This is a genomic window from Belliella marina (genome assembly GCF_042682445.1).
Taxonomy (GTDB): Bacteria; Bacteroidota; Bacteroidia; order Cytophagales; family Cyclobacteriaceae; genus Belliella; species Belliella marina.
This window is the reverse complement of sequence record NZ_JBHUHR010000051.1, coordinates 98,188-117,258: the sequence shown is the minus strand read 5'-3', so window position 1 is coordinate 117,258 and position 19,071 is coordinate 98,188. Positions and strand designations below refer to the sequence as shown.

The following is a 19,071-nucleotide window of genomic DNA, read 5'->3' as shown; positions in this document are numbered from 1 at the left end:
TTGAAAACGCAAACTATCAGCGAATATAATCAAGTTATCCACCTTTGTAAAGAACTTTTTAAGAAGAAAACGATTGACTATGGTACGGCATGGAGGATTTTGAGATTGCCTTCCATCACGGATCAGATTTTTATCAAGGCGCAACGGATCAGGTCGATTCAGGAAAAAGGCAACCAAAAAGTAGATGATCCTATTTCCGATGAATTTGTAGGGATTATAAATTACTGTATCATAGCATTGATACAGATTTCTTTGCAGGATGACGATCGATTGGAATTGGGTGTGGAAGAACTGGAGCCTTTGTATGAGAAGTGGGCAAGCGCTACCAGAAGTCTGCTTGAAAACAAAAACCATGATTATGGTGAAGCTTGGAGGGATATGCGGGTTTCTTCGATCACGGATATTATTTTGATGAAATTATACCGTGTCAAACAAATCGAGGATAATCAAGGTAAAACAATCGTTTCGGAAGGGATAGAAGCCAATTATCAAGATATGATCAATTATGCAGTTTTCTGTCTTATCAAATTAGGATACCATGCTTAAGAACTCAATTTTATATATCATCAGACTGATTGTTGGCGGATTGTTTATATTCTCAGGCTTGATTAAGGTCAACGACCCTGTAGGAACAGCCATCAAATTGGAGGAATATTTTGACGTTTTCTCTTATGATATAGCCCCATTTTTCGAGTATTTCAAAGCTTTTGCTTTAGAGATAGGAGTGGTGATGGTAGTTGCAGAAGTTGTACTTGGGATCATGTTGATCTTGGGGGTAAGGTTGAAGTTTACGGTTTGGGCATTGGGATTGATGATCCTGTTTTTTACCTTCCTGACATTCTATTCTGCATATTTTGATAAAGTAACAGACTGTGGCTGCTTTGGTGATGCCATCAAATTGACACCATGGGAATCTTTCTACAAAGATGTAGTGCTGTTGGTTTTGATTGCTGTATTGTTTGTATTTAGAAATCATCTCAAAAGCACAAAAAAAACTTGGGCTGTCTGGACAGTCCGCATATCCTTGCTGTTTTCCATTCTCTTGGCGGTTACTGCTATCAGGAATCTGCCCTTTATTGATTTTAGGGCTTATAAACAAGGAGTGGATATCCCTAAGGCAATGCAGCCATCAGCGCCATTGGAATACAGCTATATCATGAGCAAAGAAGGTGAGGAGTTCGTGTTCGACCAATATCCATCTGACGAAAGTTATGAGTTTGTGGATATGAAATTAAAAAACGAAGAAGCTTTGCCGAAAATCTCGGATTTTGCAGTTTGGAATGAGGAGGGTGATTTTACGGAAGAGATTTTGTCTGGTGATAAACTGCTCGTCTTGGTTACGTATTTGTCAAAAATTAATACCAGTCATTTATCGGAAATTGATGCATTGGTAAGTGGATTGGGGGATTCAAATATAGAGGTTGTATTGGTGGCAGCATCTTCAGAAGAGGAGATAAAGGGGTTCTTGTCTGAAATGGGATGGGATATGGAAAGTTATCAGGCAGATGCCACAGTGGTAAAGACAATCATGCGGTCCAATCCAGGGGTCATGTTGTTGAAGGATGGGGTAGTGTTGAAAAAATACCATTATAGAAATACTCCAAATGTAGAAACCGTAAAAAGTTTATATTAGCTGATGAGAAACCCTTTGAAAATAGTTTTGGTAGGAATGCCGGGGTCAGGAAAGTCCACTTTTGGCAGGAAACTGGCCAAAGAATTGAATTTTGCATTTATAGACCTTGATCATTTGATAGAAAATGAAGAAGGTAGGGAGATCAAGGATATTTTTACCAATGAGGGCGAGGGGGTGTTTAGGCAATTGGAAACCAAATATCTGAACATAGCCTTGGATAATGTGGAAGGATTTGTGTTGTCGACGGGTGGTGGTACCCCCTGTTTCAATGACAACATGGATTTGATCAATCAAAAAGGGGTGTCTGTCTATTTGGATGTACCTATTAATGAGATATTTAGACGTTTTTCAATGGATATGGCTGGGGATAGGCCCATGTTTGCAGGACTGTCAAGTGGTGAGATTACTTTAAAACTGAAAGATCTGTTGGCTTCGAGGGAGCAATATTACGATCAGGCAAAAATAAAGCTCAGTGGAGAAGATATCCCTACTGAGCTTTTGGTATCCGAATTGTTGACCTTTTTTAGAAATTGAATCCAACGGTGACTATTCCCTGTGTCATGTTGTTTTTGGTTTCAGTGAAAGGGCCTACATTTTGTCCACTGTTGTTGAAGATGGAATAGGAATTATACAATGTGTTGAATTGCGAATTGACCAATGCAAAATCAACATATATATTTCTAAGTTTTACGCCTACACCCCCAGTGATTTGTTGTGTAGTCCTGTCAAAGGAATCGTCGACAAGTGGGTTGCCATAGAAGCCATAGCCACCTCGGAGTCTCCAGATATTGATTCGGTATTCACCACCTACTCTGTAGTTGAAGGTTGAGCCAAGAGCATTTCGGATGTCTTCGTTTTCAAAGGAAGTGTCAAAGTCCCTTGAATTGATTCTATTTTGGCTATAATCAATATAATCTACATCTGCTGATATAAAGCCATTCTTGCCTACAAAAAAGGTGGCTCCAGCACTCAATGTCATTGGGGTGCTGAGCGTGGTTGTGTTTTCGAAAATATTACTGTCCTCTCTAACAGGCCCACCAAATTGGATAACCCCATTCTCATCAAAGAATTCACCGATAATATTAGCATCTGTTCGCTTATTTAGCCTATACCAAGTTGGGCTTTTGAAATTGAATCCCAAATTTACTGTTTCGATTGGTTTATAGATAATCCCCAAATTGATACTAGCTCCAAAACCATTAATCTGTGTGTTATCTTCTATTGAATAGTGCAAAGAAGTTATGTTGTTACCATCCAAAAATTCTTCTCCATAGATTCTGTTTTGAAAGAAGTTAACTGATGATATTCCCAATCCACCACCTACAAAAATTTTATTGTTAAAATTTGCACCGTAGGAGAAGGTAGTTTGGTTAATCCCACCTTCAGTTATTACAGTTTCTTCTGCGAATGGATTGCCTAATGCATATTCAGGGTCTCTGAAATACCCAGAAGCTGGATTACCTTGTACTAGCTCTAAATCCAAAACCAAACCGTCTGTTGCTTTAACTGGAGGCTCTCCGAAACTATTGTATTGATTTATATAGAAATCCAACAATGAATTGTCATTTCTAATATCTGAGTAATATCCAAACTGGTTGTTGAAATTGGCAATTCTATTGAAGCTAATCCCAAAGGATCCTCCCCTAAAGCTACCTGGCTGTAACTCTCCTTTTGGTTTGCTGAGTACAACTCCTAAGTTTGGAATACTGAAGTTTGGAGTTCTGTCTTCTTGGATTTGTCCCAAGAAATTCGATTCTGAATTCCATGCACCAAATGATGGGGAAATGGAAAATTCCGATCTTCGAAAGAATCCCAAGCCAGCAGGGTTTCCATGGACATTGGATATATCACCACCAAGAGAAGTTTGTGCTCCGCCTATGGCACTGATTCTTGCAGAACCTGTAGATCTAAATTGACTAAATCTAAAAGCGTCTTCAAAATAGGATGTTTGGGCATAAGATTCTGAAAGGATCAAGCCGGAAGCCAATAAGCCAAGGATTAACTTTTTGATTGAAATCATAGAAATAAGTTTGATTTAGCACTAGAGCATCAGTCACAAATTGCATGCTCAATAAGTTATATAACGGAGGAAAGTGTAAAAAGATAGTAAAAAGGCAAAAAAAAAGGGGAATTAATTTCCCCTTCCTCCTCTTGATCCGCCAGAGCTGGTGCCACCACCACCTCGACTCGCACCGCCTACGCTACCTCCCGAACTTCTGCTCGGAGCTGAATACGAAGGTGTACTACGTGTTGGTGTACTGGTTCTGCTTGGTGCAGAATAAGTACTTCTTGATGGTGCCGTAGAACGGCTATTGTATGATGGACTAGCACTTCTGTTATAACTTGGAGAAGTTGTTCTAGAAGGTGCAGTATTCACCGTTGATCTTGTATTTGGAGCTGTATTTCTGTAAGAAGGTGCAGCGCTTCTTGTGCCGACTCTACTTGCTCCCCTGTCAGTTGCAGGTGAGCTGACATTTCTGCTGGAAGGTGCTGCTGACCTTGCTGCTGTACCTGATCTGCTTCTTGCACTGTTATAGTAATCATTTTGGGAAGAACCAAAGTCATTTCTGGCATTCCTGGTAGACGGTGTGGAAGTCAATGATCTGCTTCCGGTTGTAGCATCTCTTCGTGCCGCTGCCCTGGAAGTACTTGGTGTTGCTACACCACTCGATCTTGATCCTGCTGTCGCCAAAGATGATCCTCTGGAAGGTCTAGCTCCCCTTACGATCTGTCTATTGTTATACTCTCCACCTGGGATGACATATATAGGTCTTCCAAAACCGCCGTAGCCAAATCCTCCGCCCCATCCCATCATGCCAAATCTTGGGAAGAATGGATCAAAGAATGGGTCATAAAATCCACCCATACCCATCATGCCCATGCCAAATCCTCTTCTCATCATCCATGGGTTTCCAAATCCGAATCCCATGCCTATGGACATGTTGAAACCTGGCCTAAATCCAAATCCAGGCATCATGCCAAACCCTGGCCCCCAGAAAGGATCGTAAAATCCTCCCATGCCCCAAGGAGAGAACCCCATGCCCCAAGGAGAAAAACCTCCCATCATCATTGGGTTGAAGAATGGGCTGCCAAATCCTGAATTGAAATTATTTCCGGCATTGCTGTAATAATTATTGTATACGTTTACATTTGGATTGTTTTCCACAACTTCATTGTCGTCAAAATACACAGATCCTTCATCTCCAGCATTGCTATCTGCTTGGTATTTTGCGATAAACTCTGGATTCACATTCCTTGCAGAAAAGTTTTCCTGCTCAAATTGGTCAGAAGTTGTCTGATTCAGTGATTGGAAGTTGTTTGGGTTGTTGTTGCTAACAGCATACTCTGTGGCTACCCTTGCATCTGAAGCCATAAAATATAAGTCATCAGACTCTCCGCCTTGCATCGCATTGTAGCTTGTGCTACACGAGGATAGCAAGACTATCACGCCAGCTCCAAGAGTAAAGAAATTGTTTAATCGTTTCATTTTGTTGTTGTTTACAGTCTCCAACACTATTATACGTGTTATATCTAAGAGGGTTATAATTATTTAAATTATATTTGCCCTCCATAGCAAAAACGAATATAAATAGAATTTTGATATCAACAAATAAATCATGAGCAAAGGATTGCCTAAAAGAAGTGAAGACTACTCTTTGTGGTACAACGAATTAGTGAAAAGGGCTGACTTGGCGGAGAACTCTGCTGTTAGGGGATGCATGGTCATCAAGCCATACGGTTATTCCATATGGGAGAAGATGCAGGCACAGCTTGATAAAATGTTTAAAGAGACAGGCCATTCGAATGCTTATTTTCCTTTATTTATTCCCAAGTCTTTCCTCTCCAAAGAGGCAAGCCATGTAGAGGGATTTGCCAAAGAATGCGCTGTAGTGACCCATTATCGTCTCAAAAATTCCGAAGATGGTAAAAGCGTTGTCGTCGATCCTGAGGCAAAGCTGGAGGAAGAATTGATCGTAAGGCCTACTTCTGAAACAGTGATCTGGAGTACGTACAAAAATTGGATACAATCATACAGAGACCTTCCGCTACTTGTCAATCAATGGGCAAATGTAGTGCGCTGGGAAATGAGGACAAGATTGTTTCTGAGAACCACAGAGTTTCTATGGCAAGAAGGTCATACTGCACACGCTACCAGACAGGAAGCTATCGATGAGACCATCCAAATGTTGAATGTCTATGCCACCTTTGCTGAGACTTTTATGGCTTTGCCTGTGGTAAAAGGTGTGAAGAGTGCCAATGAAAGGTTTGCTGGTGCAGAAGATACATATTGTATTGAAGCGATGATGCAGGATGGCAAGGCACTTCAGGCAGGAACTTCCCATTTCTTGGGGCAAAATTTTGCCAAGGCTTTTGACGTGAAGTTTGCCACCAAAGAAGGTGGGTTGGAGCATGTATGGGGAACATCCTGGGGCGTGAGTACCAGGTTGATGGGGGCGTTGATCATGGCGCATTCAGATGATAATGGATTGGTGTTGCCACCGAAATTGGCTCCGATCCAAGTGGTCATTGTACCTATTTACAAAACAGATGAAGAATTTGATAGAATAGCTGAAAAAGCAAATGAAATAGCCAAGAAGTTGTTGGCCAAAGGGGTGTCTGTTCATTTTGACAAAAGGGATACCCATAAGCCTGGGTGGAAGTTTGCAGAATATGAGTTGAAGGGTGTTCCATTGAGAATTGCGATGGGACCAAGGGACTTGGAAAACAACACGATCGAAGTAGCCAGAAGGGATACTTTGACCAAGGAGACTGTCGACTTGGGACAAATCCAGATTGAAGATTATGTGACGGGTATGTTGGATAAAATCCAAGATTCTATCTATGAAAAGGCTTTTGGTTTTAGGACTGAAATGACTACTGAAGTGAATACTTGGGATGAGTTTTTGGATAAGATCGAAACCAAAGGTGGATTTCTGTCGGCTCATTGGGATGGGACATCAGAGACAGAGGAAAAAATAAAGGAGCTTACAAAAGCAACTATCAGGTGTATTCCATTGGATCAAAAGGAAGAAGAAGGGACATGTATCCTTACTGGGAATCCTTCCAAAGGCCGGGTTCTTTTTGCGAGGGCATACTAATAGGAGGTTTGGAAATTCTTCAGTGAATTTCTCTCAGAAGGGATTTCAAGAATGTTTCGCCAAATATTATTTCTCGAAGCATCCTAGAGTAAGGAAAAAGGTCAAAAGAAAAAGGTGAAAGGGGCTACCCCTTCCACCTTTTTCTTTTGACCTTTACATTAGGATCTGCTGAAAAATTTAGAGATAGACTATTTTCTATACAGTCTTTATTTTTTCATTTCAATCAGTTTTTTGAATTCAGGCTGAAGTGGTATCCAAAATAAAGTTGAACCGGCCAAGGCTTTGATTCTATGCTACTTTCAAAGTATTTTATGTCAGACTTATATCTGGAATTCCTGAGTGGAGCCAAAATGCCTATGTCCCAATACCTTCCTTCATGCCTTTGGGAGTTGATTTTTATCCCACTGCCTAAGCTGGCGCCATAATAGGTAGTATTCAAGGCGGAGTAGTTTTCAAATTTCATGACTGCATTATAGCCGTACATTCCAGTAAAATAAAATTCTGCGTTTTTTTCCGTAGGAACCGTGAAATTCAAGCCTCCATTTACTCCAATACCCACTAAATTGTAGCCTACTCCACCAAATGCAGAGAAATAGTTTAGAATGTGATGGTTAAATTTAAGCCCAAACCCTCCATAGGGTAAACCCATGCCTATTCCCATAGTGGAAGAGCCTTTGCTGGAACTTAGGTTTTGGGCTGAAACATTTAGTGACAAAACCAATAAGCAGATGATAAGTAAAGTAGATTTCATATTTTGTCGAATTAATTGATAGCGTAGTTTGAAGGCATCTTGGCGATATTTTTGTCTTTTTCTTTATCTGAGTTGTATTTTTTCATACCATTGCCAATAAAGAAATCAAGATCTTCTGCTTCATCGGAAAAGTCCTTGGAGTCCAAATCATAAGGGGCTTTCTTAGAAATGAACTTGTTGATTCTTTTCATCCCCTTTTCATTGTCAGGGCTAATAGGGACAAGTTTTACGGCTGATTTTATAGCTCCAGGGGTTGGTCTTACTTCCATGAAATATACTTTTCCGCTTTCCAACTCGGCCTCAACAAAAGATCTATTCTCTGATGAAGCCCAAAAAACATGTTCGCCAGGATCACATTCATAGATGAAATACTTTACCCCGTTAAATTTCCCGAGATACTTTTCGCCATCAAAAAATTTGAAGTTTATCAAAGCTCCAGTACCATTGGATCTTACAAAATACACGAGAGACTTTCCCTCTGAAGGCGTTTGAAGTGTTTGGCTATAACCTTTGATTGTCATGCTGAAGCCTATGATGACCATCAAAAAGGCATGTTTTAGAATTGTAATTTTTGTTTTCATAAATTGTGTTTTGGGATAGGTTGAAAATTTGTACTAAATATATTTAAAAAAACTATTTTACCAGTTTTTGGTGGAATTATTTTTAGAAGCTATTATATTCACAGGGGATGTCGTCAGTCAAATCTGCTTTGAAAACCTCAATGCAATCCGGTTTTCAAGGGTCGATTCTTCAAAATAGATAGAGCTGATTTTGCTGTTTTACATATAAATCCCCTTTAGTGTAGCTTGGAGATATGTCATTTTTTGAGCATTTTAAAGAATCTTTTTTTTCTATGTAAGCCAGAACTATTTACTTGTATATTCAGAAAAAACTGGGAATTCTTTATCTAAACAACTTTGAAATCACAATATTAAAGGTTAGACCCATTTAAGGAGGTTTAGTACTTTGGGGAAATTAAACTACTTTTACAAAAAAGAACCTATTAAAAATATGACTTGGTTTATCTTGTTTTCTTTGTTGTCGATTGGGTTGATATTGATTCTCACTGAAATAATATTTGTTCCCGGCACGACAATTATTGGAGTACTTGGCGTGATTGTATCTGCAGCAGGTGTTTATTATTCGTTTTTGAGTTTCGAATCGTCCACCGCTTGGATGATTTTGGGAGTTACGGTGCTTATCAATTTCCTAGCACTTATCTATGGATTCAAATCTGGGGTTTGGAATAAATTCGCATTAAAAGATTCCATCACAGGAGGATCTTTTGATGGGAGGTTGACTGGCTTGGAAGTTGGAATGAAGGGCAGGGCGGTTTCCGATATCAAACCAATAGGCAAAGCTGAGTTTTTAGATAAAATTTATGAAGTAAAATCTGATTCTGGATTTATTTCTGTCGGTTCAATCGTAATTATTACTAAATTGGGGGATAATAGAATCACTATAAAAAATTAAATTATGGAAATGACCAGTATGCCATTCATTTTATTTGCAGCATTTGCTGCGCTGATACTTCTTTTTGTCTTTTTATATTTTGTTCCGGTCAATCTTTGGATTACTGCCATATTCTCAAATGTGAAGGTGGGGATAGGTGAACTGATCGGAATGAGGATCAGGAAGGTTCCGCCAAGCATTATTGTAAACTCATTGATTACTGCCACGAAGGCCGGCTTGGATTTGACAACCAATGATCTTGAGACACATTATTTGGCAAGTGGAAATGTGCCAAATGTTATCAGGGCTTTGATTTCGGCAGATAAGGCAAATATCAATCTGAGTTTCAAGCAAGCGACAGCAATTGACCTTGCCGGAAGGGATGTGTTTGAGGCTGTCCAGATATCCGTTAATCCAAAAGTCATCAATACCCCAAATGTAGCTGCAGTAGCTGCGGATGGGATCCAGTTGATAGCAAAGGCTCGGGTGACTGTGAGGGCTAATATTGCGCAGCTGGTGGGTGGTGCAGGTGAAGAAACGATTCTTGCCAGGGTAGGTGAAGGGATAGTGACTTCGATCGGTTCGGCACAAAACCACAAAAGTGTATTGGAGAACCCTGACAAGATTTCTAAGCTAGTCTTGGAAAGAGGTTTGGATGCCGGTACTGCATTTGAAATCCTTTCCATAGATATTGCGGATATTGATGTAGGAACGAATATTGGTGCAAAACTCCAAATCGACCAAGCTTCAGCTGATTTGAAAGTGGCAGAAGCCCGTGCAGAAGAAAGAAGGGCTATGGCCGTTGCATTGGAACAGGAGATGAAAGCCAAGTCAGTAGAGATGAGGGCTAAAGTAATCGAAGCAGAGGCTGATATACCGAAAGCCATTGCAGAGGCATTTAGATCTGGCAATTTGGGTATCATGGATTATTACCGAATGGAAAATATCAAGTCTGATACAGATATGCGATCTACGATTGCTGGGGATGATTCCGGAAGTTCAGATAGTTCTAAAGGAAAATTGACCGATAAATAATCACAATTTTAGGTAATTGTGATTATCCGTAATTCTGCAATAGTTGTTATATAATTGTGGATAGCTAATCTTCAATAATTGCTGTACATGCGGTTTTATAGGACATCTGCTTCTTGGCAGGCGGTAGAAGTTGTTTATTTAGGTTTCTGAAATTAGCAGGTTGTAATGCTTTAAAAAGGGGTAAAGGACAAGGTTTGTTCTTTATCCCTTTTTGTTTTTATTGACTGAGCCGACTATTCGGTTTTAAACGGCAATCTACTTCACTTTTTCAATTCGCAATATCCCAATATTACTTCATAAAAAAGTTCGCACCTTCTTTTTGTAGTTCTCACCATTTAAAACCGTTTTGACAAAGTGAGAATAGTCGAACTCAGGTATATAAGTTCCTTGATGCCTCTAGTCGCAACAGTGGTGAAACGAAAAAGTCCCAACCAATTTCTTGGATGGGACTTCAAATTGTCATTGTTTTTCTCTTAGAGCTAGTCTTTGTTTTCTCCGATTTGGGAAGGGACTTCTATGGTGTCGTTTGAGTTGGCTTCAGAAGATTTGTTGTCTTCACTAAGTTTTTTGTCAGCTGCAGCCTTATCATTTGCATCTACTTTTTTGGTAAATGCTTCATAGGTTGTTTCCTTTTCAAAGGGTCTTTTGCCTATCAATCTTTCCAAGTCCATTTGGAAAAGGATTTCCTTTTCCAGAAGTTCTTTTGCCAAAATCTCCAATTCAGCCCTTCTCTCTGTCAATAACTCCTTAGTCCTGTCATAAGCAAAGGAAATGAGTTTCCTAACTTCATCATCGATGGTTTCAGAGGTTTTTTCAGAGTATGGTTTTGTCGCCCTGTATTCAGATGCTTTGCTGTCGTAGAAAGAGACATTTCCGATTTTCTCATTCATTCCATAAATAGAAACAATTGAGTAGGCCATTTTGGTGATTCTCTCCAAATCACTCAATGCACCGGTTGAAATTTTACCGAAAATGATTTCTTCTGCAGCCCTTCCACCCAAAGTCATGCACATTTCATCTATAAGTTGCTCTGTCTGGTATAGGAACTGCTCTTTTGGTAAGTATTGTGCATAGCCTAGTGCAGCTACACCTCTTGGGACAATGCTCACTTTTACCAATGGGTCTGCATGCTCCAAAAACCAACCTGCCACTGCATGGCCTGCTTCGTGGTATGCCACAATCTTTTTCTCTTCGGGAGAGATGATTTTGTTTTTCTTTTCCAGACCACCAATGACCCTGTCAACAGCATCTTGGAAATCCTGCATATCTACAGCTGCTTTGTTTCTCCTTGCAGCGATCAAAGCCGCCTCATTACATACATTCGCAATCTCTGCGCCTGCAAAACCTGGCGTTTGAGCCGCTAATTTTTTGGCATCAATATCGTCAGCCGTTTTTATTGGGGCAAGGTGTACTTTGAAAATTGCTTCCCTTCCAATTATATCCGGCTTATCTATACTGATCTGTCTGTCAAACCTTCCTGCCCTTAGCAATGCACTGTCCAATACATCAGGTCTGTTGGTCGCAGCCAATACAATTACACCTGTGTCTGTCCCAAAACCATCCATTTCCACAAGAAGTGAATTGAGGGTGTTTTCTCTTTCATCGTTTGAACCAGGCATTTGACCTTTACCTCTAGATCTACCGATGGCATCTATTTCGTCAATGAAAATGATACATGGGGCTTTTTCTTTTGCTTGTTTGAAAAGGTCTCTTACCCTTGCAGCACCTACACCTACAAACATTTCCACGAAATCAGATCCTGAAAGCGTAAAGAAGGGGACGCCAGCTTCACCTGCCACAGCTTTGGCAAGGAGTGTCTTACCTGTTCCCGGAGGGCCTACCAACAGTGCGCCTTTAGGGATTTTTCCACCAAGTTTGGTGAACTTTGCCGGGGTTTTAAGGAACTCCACGATTTCCTGTACTTCTTCCTTCGCCTCGTCGAGTCCTGCCACATTGTCAAAAGTGATCTTGACTTTGTTTTCAGCATCAAAAAGCTGTGCCTTCGACTTACCAACATTGAATATCTGACCTCCTGGGCCGCTGGGACCAGCCATTCTTCTCATCATAAACCAGAAAAGAACAAACAGTAGGATCAAAAACCCAAAGCCTGAAAACATATTTGTCCATGAATCTTCATCCGTGACTTTGTATCCTACTCTTTGGTTTTCGGGTACCCGGGACTCCAATTCCTCAAAATCTTTTTCAAATTTCTCGGCACTTGCCACCTCTACAGAATAATGGGGACCTCCTGGATTGGTGAATGGTCCACTTCCTTCCAATTCGGTTTTATAACGATCATTCTGTAATGAAGTCTCCTTTAATGTAACATCAACTCTGTTAAGGTTTCTGATGATCATTACTTTTGATACATCATTTGCCAGGTACATGTCCACAAATCTACTTTTCGTAATGTTGATTGCGGTGCTTCTTTGTTGGAACAAAGTGACCCCAACCAGTACAATCACAGCTGTAATGATTAGCCAAAGTTGAATGTTTGGTTTTTGCGGAGTTTTTGGGATGAATTTTTTACTCTTATTATTTTCGCTCATCGCTCGGTATTTAATGCTATTTTAACTTCTGTAAAACGAATTAGGGGGACGAAAGTTCAAAACTTTATCATTCAACATACGTGAATTTAGCATCTCCCCAAAGTTCCTCTAATCCGAAATAATTCCTTTGGTCTTTGAGGAAAATGTGAACCACAACGTTAAAATAGTCTATTAATACCCATTCATTGTTGTTTTTCCCCTCTGTTCTCCAAGGTTTTTCTTTGTTGGTTTTTATTACTTCCTCTTCAACCGCATCAGCTATAGCCTCCACTTGCGTGTCTGAATTGCCAGAACAAATCACAAAAAAATCTGTCATAGAATTTTTCACTCCTCGCAAATCCATAATTACGATGTTGGAAGCTTTTCGATCTTCCATTCCTTTGACAATTACTTTACTCAGCGCTTCTGCTGTCATATTTTTAATTTAATTTTACTGAATCTTTATTGCGGTTTCTCGTAGGTTTTTAAATATCCATATAGAAATACAAATTAACTAATTAAAAATGTATAAAATCCTTGCCAATACCATATTTCTGGGAAAAGATATCATTTCCCTGCCAGAGTGTCACTCTACAAATGATGTCGCAATGACCAGAATTAAATCCAAAGAGGCAGCTGAGGGTACAATAGTGATCACTGAAAACCAAACTAAAGGAAAGGGACAAAGAGGAAATGTGTGGAAAGTACAGCCTGAAATGAACTTGACATTTTCACTGGTTTTATCTCCGAATTTTTTAAATCCACGAGATCAATTTGATTTAAATATCATGGTTTCAATGGCAATATACGAGGTTTTGTCCGATTATGCAGGTGGTCTCAAAGTCAAGTGGCCCAATGATATTGTGCATGAAAACAAAGGGAAATTGGGCGGGATTCTGATAGAAAATATAATTGGTCAACGCGGGATCGAATTTTCGGTATTGGGCATAGGCCTGAATATTAATCAAAAGTTGTTTGATTTTCCATCTGCCACGTCTATTGCTAAGCTGTCAGGTCTTGATGTCGATAAGTGGGAGATTTTCAAATTGCTGATCCGTAAAATAGAACTTTATTATTTGGAATTGAAAAAGGGAGATTTCAAAGAAGTGAAGAAAAACTATTTGAAAAATCTTTTTCGTTACCAAGAATGGGCAACTTACTCAGACACGGAAGAATTTTCGGGAAAGATTACTGGGCTTAAGGAGGAAGGGAGGCTTATAATTGAAAAAAAAGATGGCAGCCAAAACTTTTACGCATTCAAGGAAGTTGTTTTTCTGTAAAACCCAAATTTCCTTTTTGTCTTAAAAAGCTGTAAATTTGCATTTTCTAAATTGAAATCAATCTATTAAAAATTTTAAATATGTCCGAAATTAAATCCGACAAATTCGTCAAATATAAGGTGAAAGATATTTCACTCGCAGAGTGGGGAAGAAAAGAAATCAAATTGGCTGAAGCCGAAATGCCGGGGTTGATGGCGCTAAGAGAAGAATATGGTGTGTCACAACCATTGAAAGGGGCTAGGATCGCAGGGTGTCTTCACATGACTATCCAAACAGCGGTTTTGATAGAGACGCTGGTAGCACTTGGGGCTGAAGTGACTTGGTCTTCCTGTAACATTTTCTCAACCCAAGATCATGCAGCGGCGGCAATTGCAGCAGCAGGGATCTCTGTCTATGCGTGGAAAGGCTTGAGTGAAGAAGATTTTAATTGGTGTATTGAGCAGACTATTTTCTTTGGAGAGGAGAAGCAGCCTTTGAACATGATCTTGGATGATGGTGGGGATTTGACCAATATGGTTTTGGATCACTATCCTGAGTTGGTTGCAGGGATCAAGGGCTTGTCTGAGGAGACAACAACTGGAGTACATAGGCTGTACGAAAGGATGAAAAAAGGTACACTCCCTATGCCTGCTATCAATGTCAATGATTCGGTTACCAAATCCAAGTTTGACAACAAGTATGGATGTAAGGAGTCTTTGGTAGATGCGATTAGAAGAGCGACGGATGTGATGATGGCTGGTAAAGTAGCTGTAGTAGCTGGGTATGGAGATGTTGGGAAAGGTTCTGCAGCTTCGCTAAAAGGTGCAGGAGCTAGAGTGATTGTGACAGAGATTGATCCTATCTGTGCGCTTCAAGCTGCAATGGATGGATTTGCAGTGAAAAAGATGGTAGATGCTGTCAAGGAAGCTGACATCGTAGTGACAGCAACTGGAAACAAAGACATTATTTCTGAAGTCCACTTCAGGGCTATGAAAGATAAAGCTATTGTATGTAATATCGGACATTTTGATAATGAGATCGACATGTCGTGGTTGAATACGAACTACGGAAATACTAAGGATGTCATCAAGCCTCAAGTAGACCTTTATACAATTGATGGGAAAGAGATTATTGTGTTGGCTGAAGGCAGATTGGTGAACTTGGGTTGTGCGACAGGGCATCCTTCTTTTGTAATGTCCAATTCATTTACAAACCAAACCTTGGCACAACTGGAACTTTGGACAAATACCGATCAATATGCTCCTGGAGTTTATGTGCTTCCTAAGCATTTGGATGAAAAAGTGGCAGCTTTGCATTTGTCGAAATTGGGGGTTGAACTGGATACACTTTCTGCAGATCAGGCTGAGTATATCGGCGTGACGCCAGAAGGGCCATTCAAGCCGGAATATTATAGGTATTAACTGAAAATTGCAGATGGAAAAGCCGGGCAATTTGTCCGGCTTTTTTTATTGTTCCAATATAATGGTTCTTCCGTCTGATAATAAAATTCTCGCTTTTGATTCACAGTTGTCTTCGGATGAAAAGCTGACAGTATGTGCCGTTGATCTGTTTGTGTTTCTGAAGATTTCCCAAACTTCAATACCACTGTTGGGCAGAACCCAGCCCGCAGAGATACAGTCTACACTATATTGTCTTTGGGTAGTAGAAGCCATTTTCAATGGTCTCCCAGTGATGTTTCTCCCTTCAATACTTCCCATGCTGGTGAATGTGGAGAGTGTGTCACCTGAGGAAGTTAAATTATATACAAATTCCCCCGAAATCTTTGTTGATGAATTGAACTCGTCTATGATTGAAAGCTCCTCGAAATTTTCTGTCCATCGATCAATATTGAAGTTGCCTTGCTCCTTGGTGAAAGTTCTGGCGCCTTGAATTTCTGCGTTGTTGATTTTGTAGTCTTCATACCGGAGCGTTACTGTTTCGTTTTGTTCCTCATCATTACTGAATTCCAGGATAATCTTGCCTATTCTTTCAATTTTTTGGCTTTCGCAGGATGCCTTTTTGGAAAAATCCAAAGTCACAGTTTTTAGGATTTCATTGACTGTCAAATCCGGGCAGCCTGGAAAAGTGTCAATGGGGGCATTTTGGAATGCTTCAAAGCTGTAGAATGGGTAGATCAAAGATTCTTCCAAAGCCAAAGAAGTCCGGAAAATTTCGTTTGCCTCAACTTGCAGGTTTGTCGTTATATTTTTGTCGATATCATTGGTGCAAGACCAAAGGGCGATCAGGGTAAGGATTGGGAAAAATAGTCGATTCATGTTGGTATATTGTGGTGTCAAAGTTAAGTCCTTTGGGTAATAAAAAAAATGATGCCAAAAGCTTCTGTGAATTCTTTCTTTTGCATGAAAGAATCGATATCTTAAACTTTTAAACCCAAAAAATAATGAGTCATACAGAAGGAATGTTGAAAGAAAATGCCCTTAGGGGTAAAAATATCCTCGTCACAGGAGGAGGAACTGGTCTTGGGAAATCCATGGGCTTATACTTTTTGAAGTTAGGGGCAAACCTAGTGATCACAAGTAGGAAACTGGAGGTGTTGCAAGTGACGGCCAAAGAAATGGAGCAAGAGACAGGAGGGGAAGTTTTGCCACTTGCATGTGATGTGAGGGATATCGACCAAGTAGAGAAAATGTGGTCTGATGCTATTTCCCATTTCGGTCAAATCCATGCGGTTTTGAACAATGCGGCTGGGAACTTTATCAGTCCTACGGAGCGACTTTCTACAAATGCTTTCAACACTGTCCTGGATATTGTGCTAAAGGGGACTTCACAAGTGACGTTGACGGCCGGGAAATACTGGATTAAAGAAAAACAAAAAGGGATATTTTTGAATATCGTGACAACCTATGCTTGGACAGGCTCAGGTTATGTAGTCCCAAGCGCTGCAGCCAAAGCAGGTGTGCTTGCGATGACAAGGTCACTTGCAGTAGAATGGGCAAAGTATAATATCCGGTCCAATGCCATCGCGCCAGGGCCATTTCCTACAGAAGGTGCTTGGAGCAGGTTGTTGCCCGGAGATTTGGTGAAGAAATTTGATCCCGCTAAGAAAGTGCCTGTAGGTAGGGTAGGTGAACACCAAGAATTAGCCAATTTGGCAGCGTACTTGATGTCGGACTTTTCTTCCTATGTCAATGGTGAAGTTGTCACCATTGATGGTGGGGAATGGCTGCAAGGTGCTGGAGAATTCAATAATTTGGATCAAATTCCTCAAGAACTATGGGATATGATGGAGGCATCAAGAGGAAAAAAAGCTTAAGCCCCAAATTGGTTTGGGGCTATCTGAAGGCGAAATGGAAGATTAGAAATCTTTGATTAAAACTCGGTTTAATTTTCCTGCATTTTCTTACCCTGTTTGTATTTCTTCTCTAGTTTTTTATTCAATTGTTTTACCAAGTGATTAAGGTTGTAATTGGAGTTGGTTGAGGATTCTTTGAAAGAATTCTCAACAATATCTCCGTTTTTATTCCTAATGTTCAATTGAATCAGAAATTGATTGTCCCGGTCACCATAGTTTTCCGTGATGTCGATTGTAGCATAAAAGTTCGCATCGATTTGGTCAGAATCTTCTGTGAATTCGATGTCAGAAAAATCATAATTTCCCTTGAAAGCTTGTTCCAGTTTTTGGTTGAATGATTCAGTCTGCCTTTCTAATCGCTCAGCACGTCGATGCTGGTTGTATTTTTTGTGTAGATTGATTTCTTCCTTGTTGTCAGATAGAAACACGTAGAGCTTGTCTGACTTCAGTTCTTGAATGTCTTCCATTTTCATTAGTCCTGCCAGTCCAGGCGAACAGGAGGCTGTAATGATAGTTATGCAGAGATATAAAAAGTGTTTTTTCATGTGTTTCTATTTTCTCTTTAGAGGTTACATAGCTTGATCCGAGCCTGCCTGAAGTAGACAGGCGGGCTCGATTTCATGCTTTATTGTGCCAAGCGGTTGCTTAGTTTGATAAAGACTGTTTTCAGAAGCCAAAGGTTTTGGTGTTCAACTAAGAGGGGGTATTCTTTTTAATACAGGAAACCAAACAGCCACAGCGGAATCTTCTTTGCATTCCCGTATTCTATATCATCTGCGGCGATAAAGCTGTTTTTGACTCCTTGGATCTGTTCGGTGGTTTTGTTTTTGCCACCTACCTCGAAGATATATGTCCTATCTATTCGGAAATCACCATCTTTGACATATTCTACAGCGTGTTCATAGGACACTTGGTTGATAAAGAAGGTTTCTCGCAAATTCCCCAGATCTGCATTTTTAGGTGTGAAGGCAAACTGGAAATTGGTGTTTTCCAGGTAAATCTTCTCAGGTTTTTGCATTTGGGTGATACCTTTGATGTCCTTGTAGAGGTTTTTGGTAATATGTGCCTCTTGCAGGAAAAACAGGTAACTGACCAAGGTGTTTCTGTTGATGCCTATACGCTCACTCAGCTTGCTTACATTTGGGATGAAGGGTACAGATTCTGAAATGATCTGTAGTAATTGCTTTAATTTGGGGATATAGGATATGTCCACTTTTCTTAGCAATGGCAACTCTATTTCCAAGGTCATGTTTACCACTTCTTCCAAACGCTGATGGTACAGCTCTGGCACTTCCTGATAAAATGGGAAATACCCAGCATTGATGTATTTGGTGAAATGTTCCAATGGTTTGATTTTGGATACTATATCCCTTGATATTTGGATATGGTTTTCCATGATGTCTTTTAGACTGATAGCCGGGAATTCGTGCCCTGTCTGAATCGCTACAAACTCCCTGAATGATAAACCCTGCAAATGGTAGATCACTGCCCTTCTGCTCAAGTCTGCCCTTGCGTTTAGGATTTGCAGCATGGATGAGCCTGTGAAGACAACTTTCAATTCAGGGTAATCATCGTAGATATTTTTCAATACCACGGGCCAATCGGGATATTTGTGCACTTCATCTAAAAATAGATGTTTGCCGCCTTTCTTGACAAAGTCATCCACCATCTCCAACAGGCTGTTTTGGGCAAACCAGATATTGTCCAGGCTTACGTATAGGGTAGTATGGTCGATAGGGAGGTTTTGTTTGATGTATTGCAGGAGAAGGGTAGTCTTTCCAACACCCCTTGGTCCTTTGATACCGATCAATCTAGCTTCCCATCGGATCTTTTGGATGATGCTTCGGACAAAATTCAATGATGTAGCATCTATTTTTTTTAGAAATCTTTCTTCTATTGATTCCATTTTTTTGCTTGTTAAGGTAAGCAAAATTAATAATAAACGCTTAGTATAACAAGCACAATTATAAATATATGCTTATTGTGATAAGCGATTTTATT

The 19,071-nt window shown here is 40.1% G+C and carries 18 protein-coding genes; 9 read left to right on the top strand and 9 right to left on the bottom strand.

The window, feature by feature from the left end:
* The 3 genes from ACFSKL_RS23060 to ACFSKL_RS23050 are packed head-to-tail and all read left to right on the top strand — an operon-like array spanning nt 1 to nt 2,167.
* Nucleotides 1–546 (top strand): DUF1599 domain-containing protein, encoded by a 546-nt coding sequence (locus ACFSKL_RS23060; RefSeq protein ID WP_376889777.1) that lies wholly within the window; start codon nt 1–3, stop codon nt 544–546.
* Nucleotides 539–1,633 carry a BT_3928 family protein gene (locus ACFSKL_RS23055; RefSeq protein ID WP_376889775.1) on the top strand — a complete coding sequence of 365 codons (1,095 nt, stop codon included), beginning with the start codon at nt 539–541 and terminating at the stop codon, nt 1,631–1,633. The genes ACFSKL_RS23060 and ACFSKL_RS23055 overlap by 8 nt, the downstream gene beginning before the upstream one ends.
* Before the next feature lie 3 nt (nt 1,634–1,636).
* Complete coding sequence (locus ACFSKL_RS23050) at nt 1,637–2,167, top strand: shikimate kinase (protein WP_376889774.1); 531 nt, start codon at nt 1,637–1,639, stop codon at nt 2,165–2,167.
* On the opposite strand, the gene ACFSKL_RS23045 is transcribed toward ACFSKL_RS23050, so the two are convergent.
* Nucleotides 2,157–3,653 carry an OmpP1/FadL family transporter gene (locus ACFSKL_RS23045; RefSeq protein ID WP_376889772.1) on the bottom strand — a complete coding sequence of 499 codons (1,497 nt, stop codon included), beginning with the start codon at nt 3,651–3,653 and terminating at the stop codon, nt 2,157–2,159. The two genes, ACFSKL_RS23050 and ACFSKL_RS23045, sit on opposite strands and share 11 nt — an antisense overlap.
* A 111-nt stretch (nt 3,654–3,764) precedes the next feature.
* On the bottom strand, nt 3,765–5,120 hold the full coding sequence (locus tag ACFSKL_RS23040) for a hypothetical protein (RefSeq protein ID WP_376889770.1): 1,356 nt from the start codon (nt 5,118–5,120) through the stop codon (nt 3,765–3,767).
* Between the two features lie 130 nt (nt 5,121–5,250).
* Here ACFSKL_RS23040 and proS point away from each other — a divergent pair, with 130 nt between their 5' ends.
* On the top strand, nt 5,251–6,732 hold the full coding sequence (gene proS, locus ACFSKL_RS23035; RefSeq protein ID WP_376889768.1) for a proline--tRNA ligase: 1,482 nt from the start codon (nt 5,251–5,253) through the stop codon (nt 6,730–6,732).
* 223 nt (nt 6,733–6,955) lie between these two features.
* Here proS and ACFSKL_RS23030 read toward each other — a convergent pair whose 3' ends face one another.
* Together ACFSKL_RS23030 and ACFSKL_RS23025 are read right to left on the bottom strand one after the other, a co-directional pair.
* Nucleotides 6,956–7,483: a hypothetical protein gene (locus ACFSKL_RS23030; RefSeq protein WP_376889766.1), complete on the bottom strand. Its 528-nt coding sequence runs from the start codon at nt 7,481–7,483 to the stop codon at nt 6,956–6,958.
* 11 nt (nt 7,484–7,494) lie between these two features.
* Nucleotides 7,495–8,064 carry a hypothetical protein gene (locus ACFSKL_RS23025; RefSeq protein ID WP_376889764.1) on the bottom strand — a complete coding sequence of 190 codons (570 nt, stop codon included), beginning with the start codon at nt 8,062–8,064 and terminating at the stop codon, nt 7,495–7,497.
* A 430-nt stretch (nt 8,065–8,494) separates the two neighbouring features.
* On the opposite strand from ACFSKL_RS23025, the gene ACFSKL_RS23020 reads away from it, so the two are divergent.
* Together ACFSKL_RS23020 and floA are read left to right on the top strand one after the other, a co-directional pair.
* Nucleotides 8,495–8,956 (top strand): NfeD family protein, encoded by a 462-nt coding sequence (locus ACFSKL_RS23020; RefSeq protein ID WP_376889762.1) that lies wholly within the window; start codon nt 8,495–8,497, stop codon nt 8,954–8,956.
* 3 nt (nt 8,957–8,959) lie between these two features.
* Nucleotides 8,960–9,970, top strand: coding sequence for a flotillin-like protein FloA (floA, locus tag ACFSKL_RS23015; protein ID WP_376889761.1), 1,011 nt, complete (start codon nt 8,960–8,962; stop codon nt 9,968–9,970).
* A gap of 479 nt (nt 9,971–10,449) precedes the next feature.
* On the opposite strand, the gene ftsH is transcribed toward floA, so the two are convergent.
* Together ftsH and rsfS are read right to left on the bottom strand one after the other, a co-directional pair.
* The gene (gene ftsH, locus ACFSKL_RS23010) at nt 10,450–12,519 is read right to left on the bottom strand and encodes an ATP-dependent zinc metalloprotease FtsH (protein WP_376889759.1); all 2,070 of its coding nucleotides are present in this window, start codon (nt 12,517–12,519) and stop codon (nt 10,450–10,452) included.
* Between the two features lie 67 nt (nt 12,520–12,586).
* Nucleotides 12,587–12,934 (bottom strand): ribosome silencing factor, encoded by a 348-nt coding sequence (rsfS, locus tag ACFSKL_RS23005; RefSeq protein WP_376889757.1) that lies wholly within the window; start codon nt 12,932–12,934, stop codon nt 12,587–12,589.
* A gap of 88 nt (nt 12,935–13,022) precedes the next feature.
* Between rsfS and ACFSKL_RS23000 the strand changes: the two genes are divergently transcribed.
* Both ACFSKL_RS23000 and ahcY read left to right on the top strand, forming a co-directional pair.
* On the top strand, nt 13,023–13,778 hold the full coding sequence (locus ACFSKL_RS23000) for a biotin--[acetyl-CoA-carboxylase] ligase (protein ID WP_376889756.1): 756 nt from the start codon (nt 13,023–13,025) through the stop codon (nt 13,776–13,778).
* 80 nt (nt 13,779–13,858) lie between these two features.
* Complete coding sequence (ahcY, locus tag ACFSKL_RS22995; protein ID WP_376889754.1) at nt 13,859–15,178, top strand: adenosylhomocysteinase; 1,320 nt, start codon at nt 13,859–13,861, stop codon at nt 15,176–15,178.
* A gap of 45 nt (nt 15,179–15,223) precedes the next feature.
* On the opposite strand, the gene ACFSKL_RS22990 is transcribed toward ahcY, so the two are convergent.
* Complete coding sequence (locus ACFSKL_RS22990; RefSeq protein WP_376889752.1) at nt 15,224–16,033, bottom strand: hypothetical protein; 810 nt, start codon at nt 16,031–16,033, stop codon at nt 15,224–15,226.
* 125 nt (nt 16,034–16,158) lie between these two features.
* Between ACFSKL_RS22990 and ACFSKL_RS22985 the strand changes: the two genes are divergently transcribed.
* Nucleotides 16,159–17,031, top strand: a complete 873-nt coding sequence (locus tag ACFSKL_RS22985) for an SDR family oxidoreductase (protein WP_376889751.1) — start codon at nt 16,159–16,161, stop codon at nt 17,029–17,031.
* Between the two features lie 68 nt (nt 17,032–17,099).
* Here ACFSKL_RS22985 and ACFSKL_RS22980 read toward each other — a convergent pair whose 3' ends face one another.
* Together ACFSKL_RS22980 and ACFSKL_RS22975 are read right to left on the bottom strand one after the other, a co-directional pair.
* Nucleotides 17,100–17,615, bottom strand: coding sequence for a hypothetical protein (locus ACFSKL_RS22980; RefSeq protein ID WP_376889749.1), 516 nt, complete (start codon nt 17,613–17,615; stop codon nt 17,100–17,102).
* Nucleotides 17,616–17,782: 167 nt separating this feature from the next.
* The gene (locus ACFSKL_RS22975) at nt 17,783–18,976 is read right to left on the bottom strand and encodes an ATP-binding protein (protein WP_376889747.1); all 1,194 of its coding nucleotides are present in this window, start codon (nt 18,974–18,976) and stop codon (nt 17,783–17,785) included.
* Nucleotides 18,977–19,071 lie beyond the last annotated feature (95 nt).

Excerpts from the sequence above, each read along its gene's own strand:
- ACFSKL_RS23000 (WP_376889756.1), top strand. The coding sequence starts at position 13,023 with ATGTATAAAATCCTTGCCAATACCATATTTCTGGGAAAAGATATCATT.
- floA (WP_376889761.1), top strand. The coding sequence starts at position 8,960 with ATGGAAATGACCAGTATGCCATTCATTTTATTTGCAGCATTTGCTGCG.
- ACFSKL_RS22975 (WP_376889747.1), bottom strand. The coding sequence starts at position 18,976 with ATGGAATCAATAGAAGAAAGATTTCTAAAAAAAATAGATGCTACATCA.
- ahcY (WP_376889754.1), top strand. The coding sequence starts at position 13,859 with ATGTCCGAAATTAAATCCGACAAATTCGTCAAATATAAGGTGAAAGAT.
- ACFSKL_RS23040 (WP_376889770.1), bottom strand. The coding sequence starts at position 5,120 with ATGAAACGATTAAACAATTTCTTTACTCTTGGAGCTGGCGTGATAGTC.
- proS (WP_376889768.1), top strand. The coding sequence starts at position 5,251 with ATGAGCAAAGGATTGCCTAAAAGAAGTGAAGACTACTCTTTGTGGTAC.
- rsfS (WP_376889757.1), bottom strand. The coding sequence starts at position 12,934 with ATGACAGCAGAAGCGCTGAGTAAAGTAATTGTCAAAGGAATGGAAGAT.
- ACFSKL_RS23050 (WP_376889774.1), top strand. The coding sequence starts at position 1,637 with ATGAGAAACCCTTTGAAAATAGTTTTGGTAGGAATGCCGGGGTCAGGA.
- ACFSKL_RS23030 (WP_376889766.1), bottom strand. The coding sequence starts at position 7,483 with ATGAAATCTACTTTACTTATCATCTGCTTATTGGTTTTGTCACTAAAT.
- ftsH (WP_376889759.1), bottom strand. The coding sequence starts at position 12,519 with ATGAGCGAAAATAATAAGAGTAAAAAATTCATCCCAAAAACTCCGCAA.
- ACFSKL_RS22990 (WP_376889752.1), bottom strand. The coding sequence starts at position 16,033 with ATGAATCGACTATTTTTCCCAATCCTTACCCTGATCGCCCTTTGGTCT.
- ACFSKL_RS23025 (WP_376889764.1), bottom strand. The coding sequence starts at position 8,064 with ATGAAAACAAAAATTACAATTCTAAAACATGCCTTTTTGATGGTCATC.
- ACFSKL_RS22980 (WP_376889749.1), bottom strand. The coding sequence starts at position 17,615 with ATGAAAAAACACTTTTTATATCTCTGCATAACTATCATTACAGCCTCC.
- ACFSKL_RS23045 (WP_376889772.1), bottom strand. The coding sequence starts at position 3,653 with ATGATTTCAATCAAAAAGTTAATCCTTGGCTTATTGGCTTCCGGCTTG.
- ACFSKL_RS23020 (WP_376889762.1), top strand. The coding sequence starts at position 8,495 with ATGACTTGGTTTATCTTGTTTTCTTTGTTGTCGATTGGGTTGATATTG.
- ACFSKL_RS22985 (WP_376889751.1), top strand. The coding sequence starts at position 16,159 with ATGAGTCATACAGAAGGAATGTTGAAAGAAAATGCCCTTAGGGGTAAA.
- ACFSKL_RS23055 (WP_376889775.1), top strand. The coding sequence starts at position 539 with ATGCTTAAGAACTCAATTTTATATATCATCAGACTGATTGTTGGCGGA.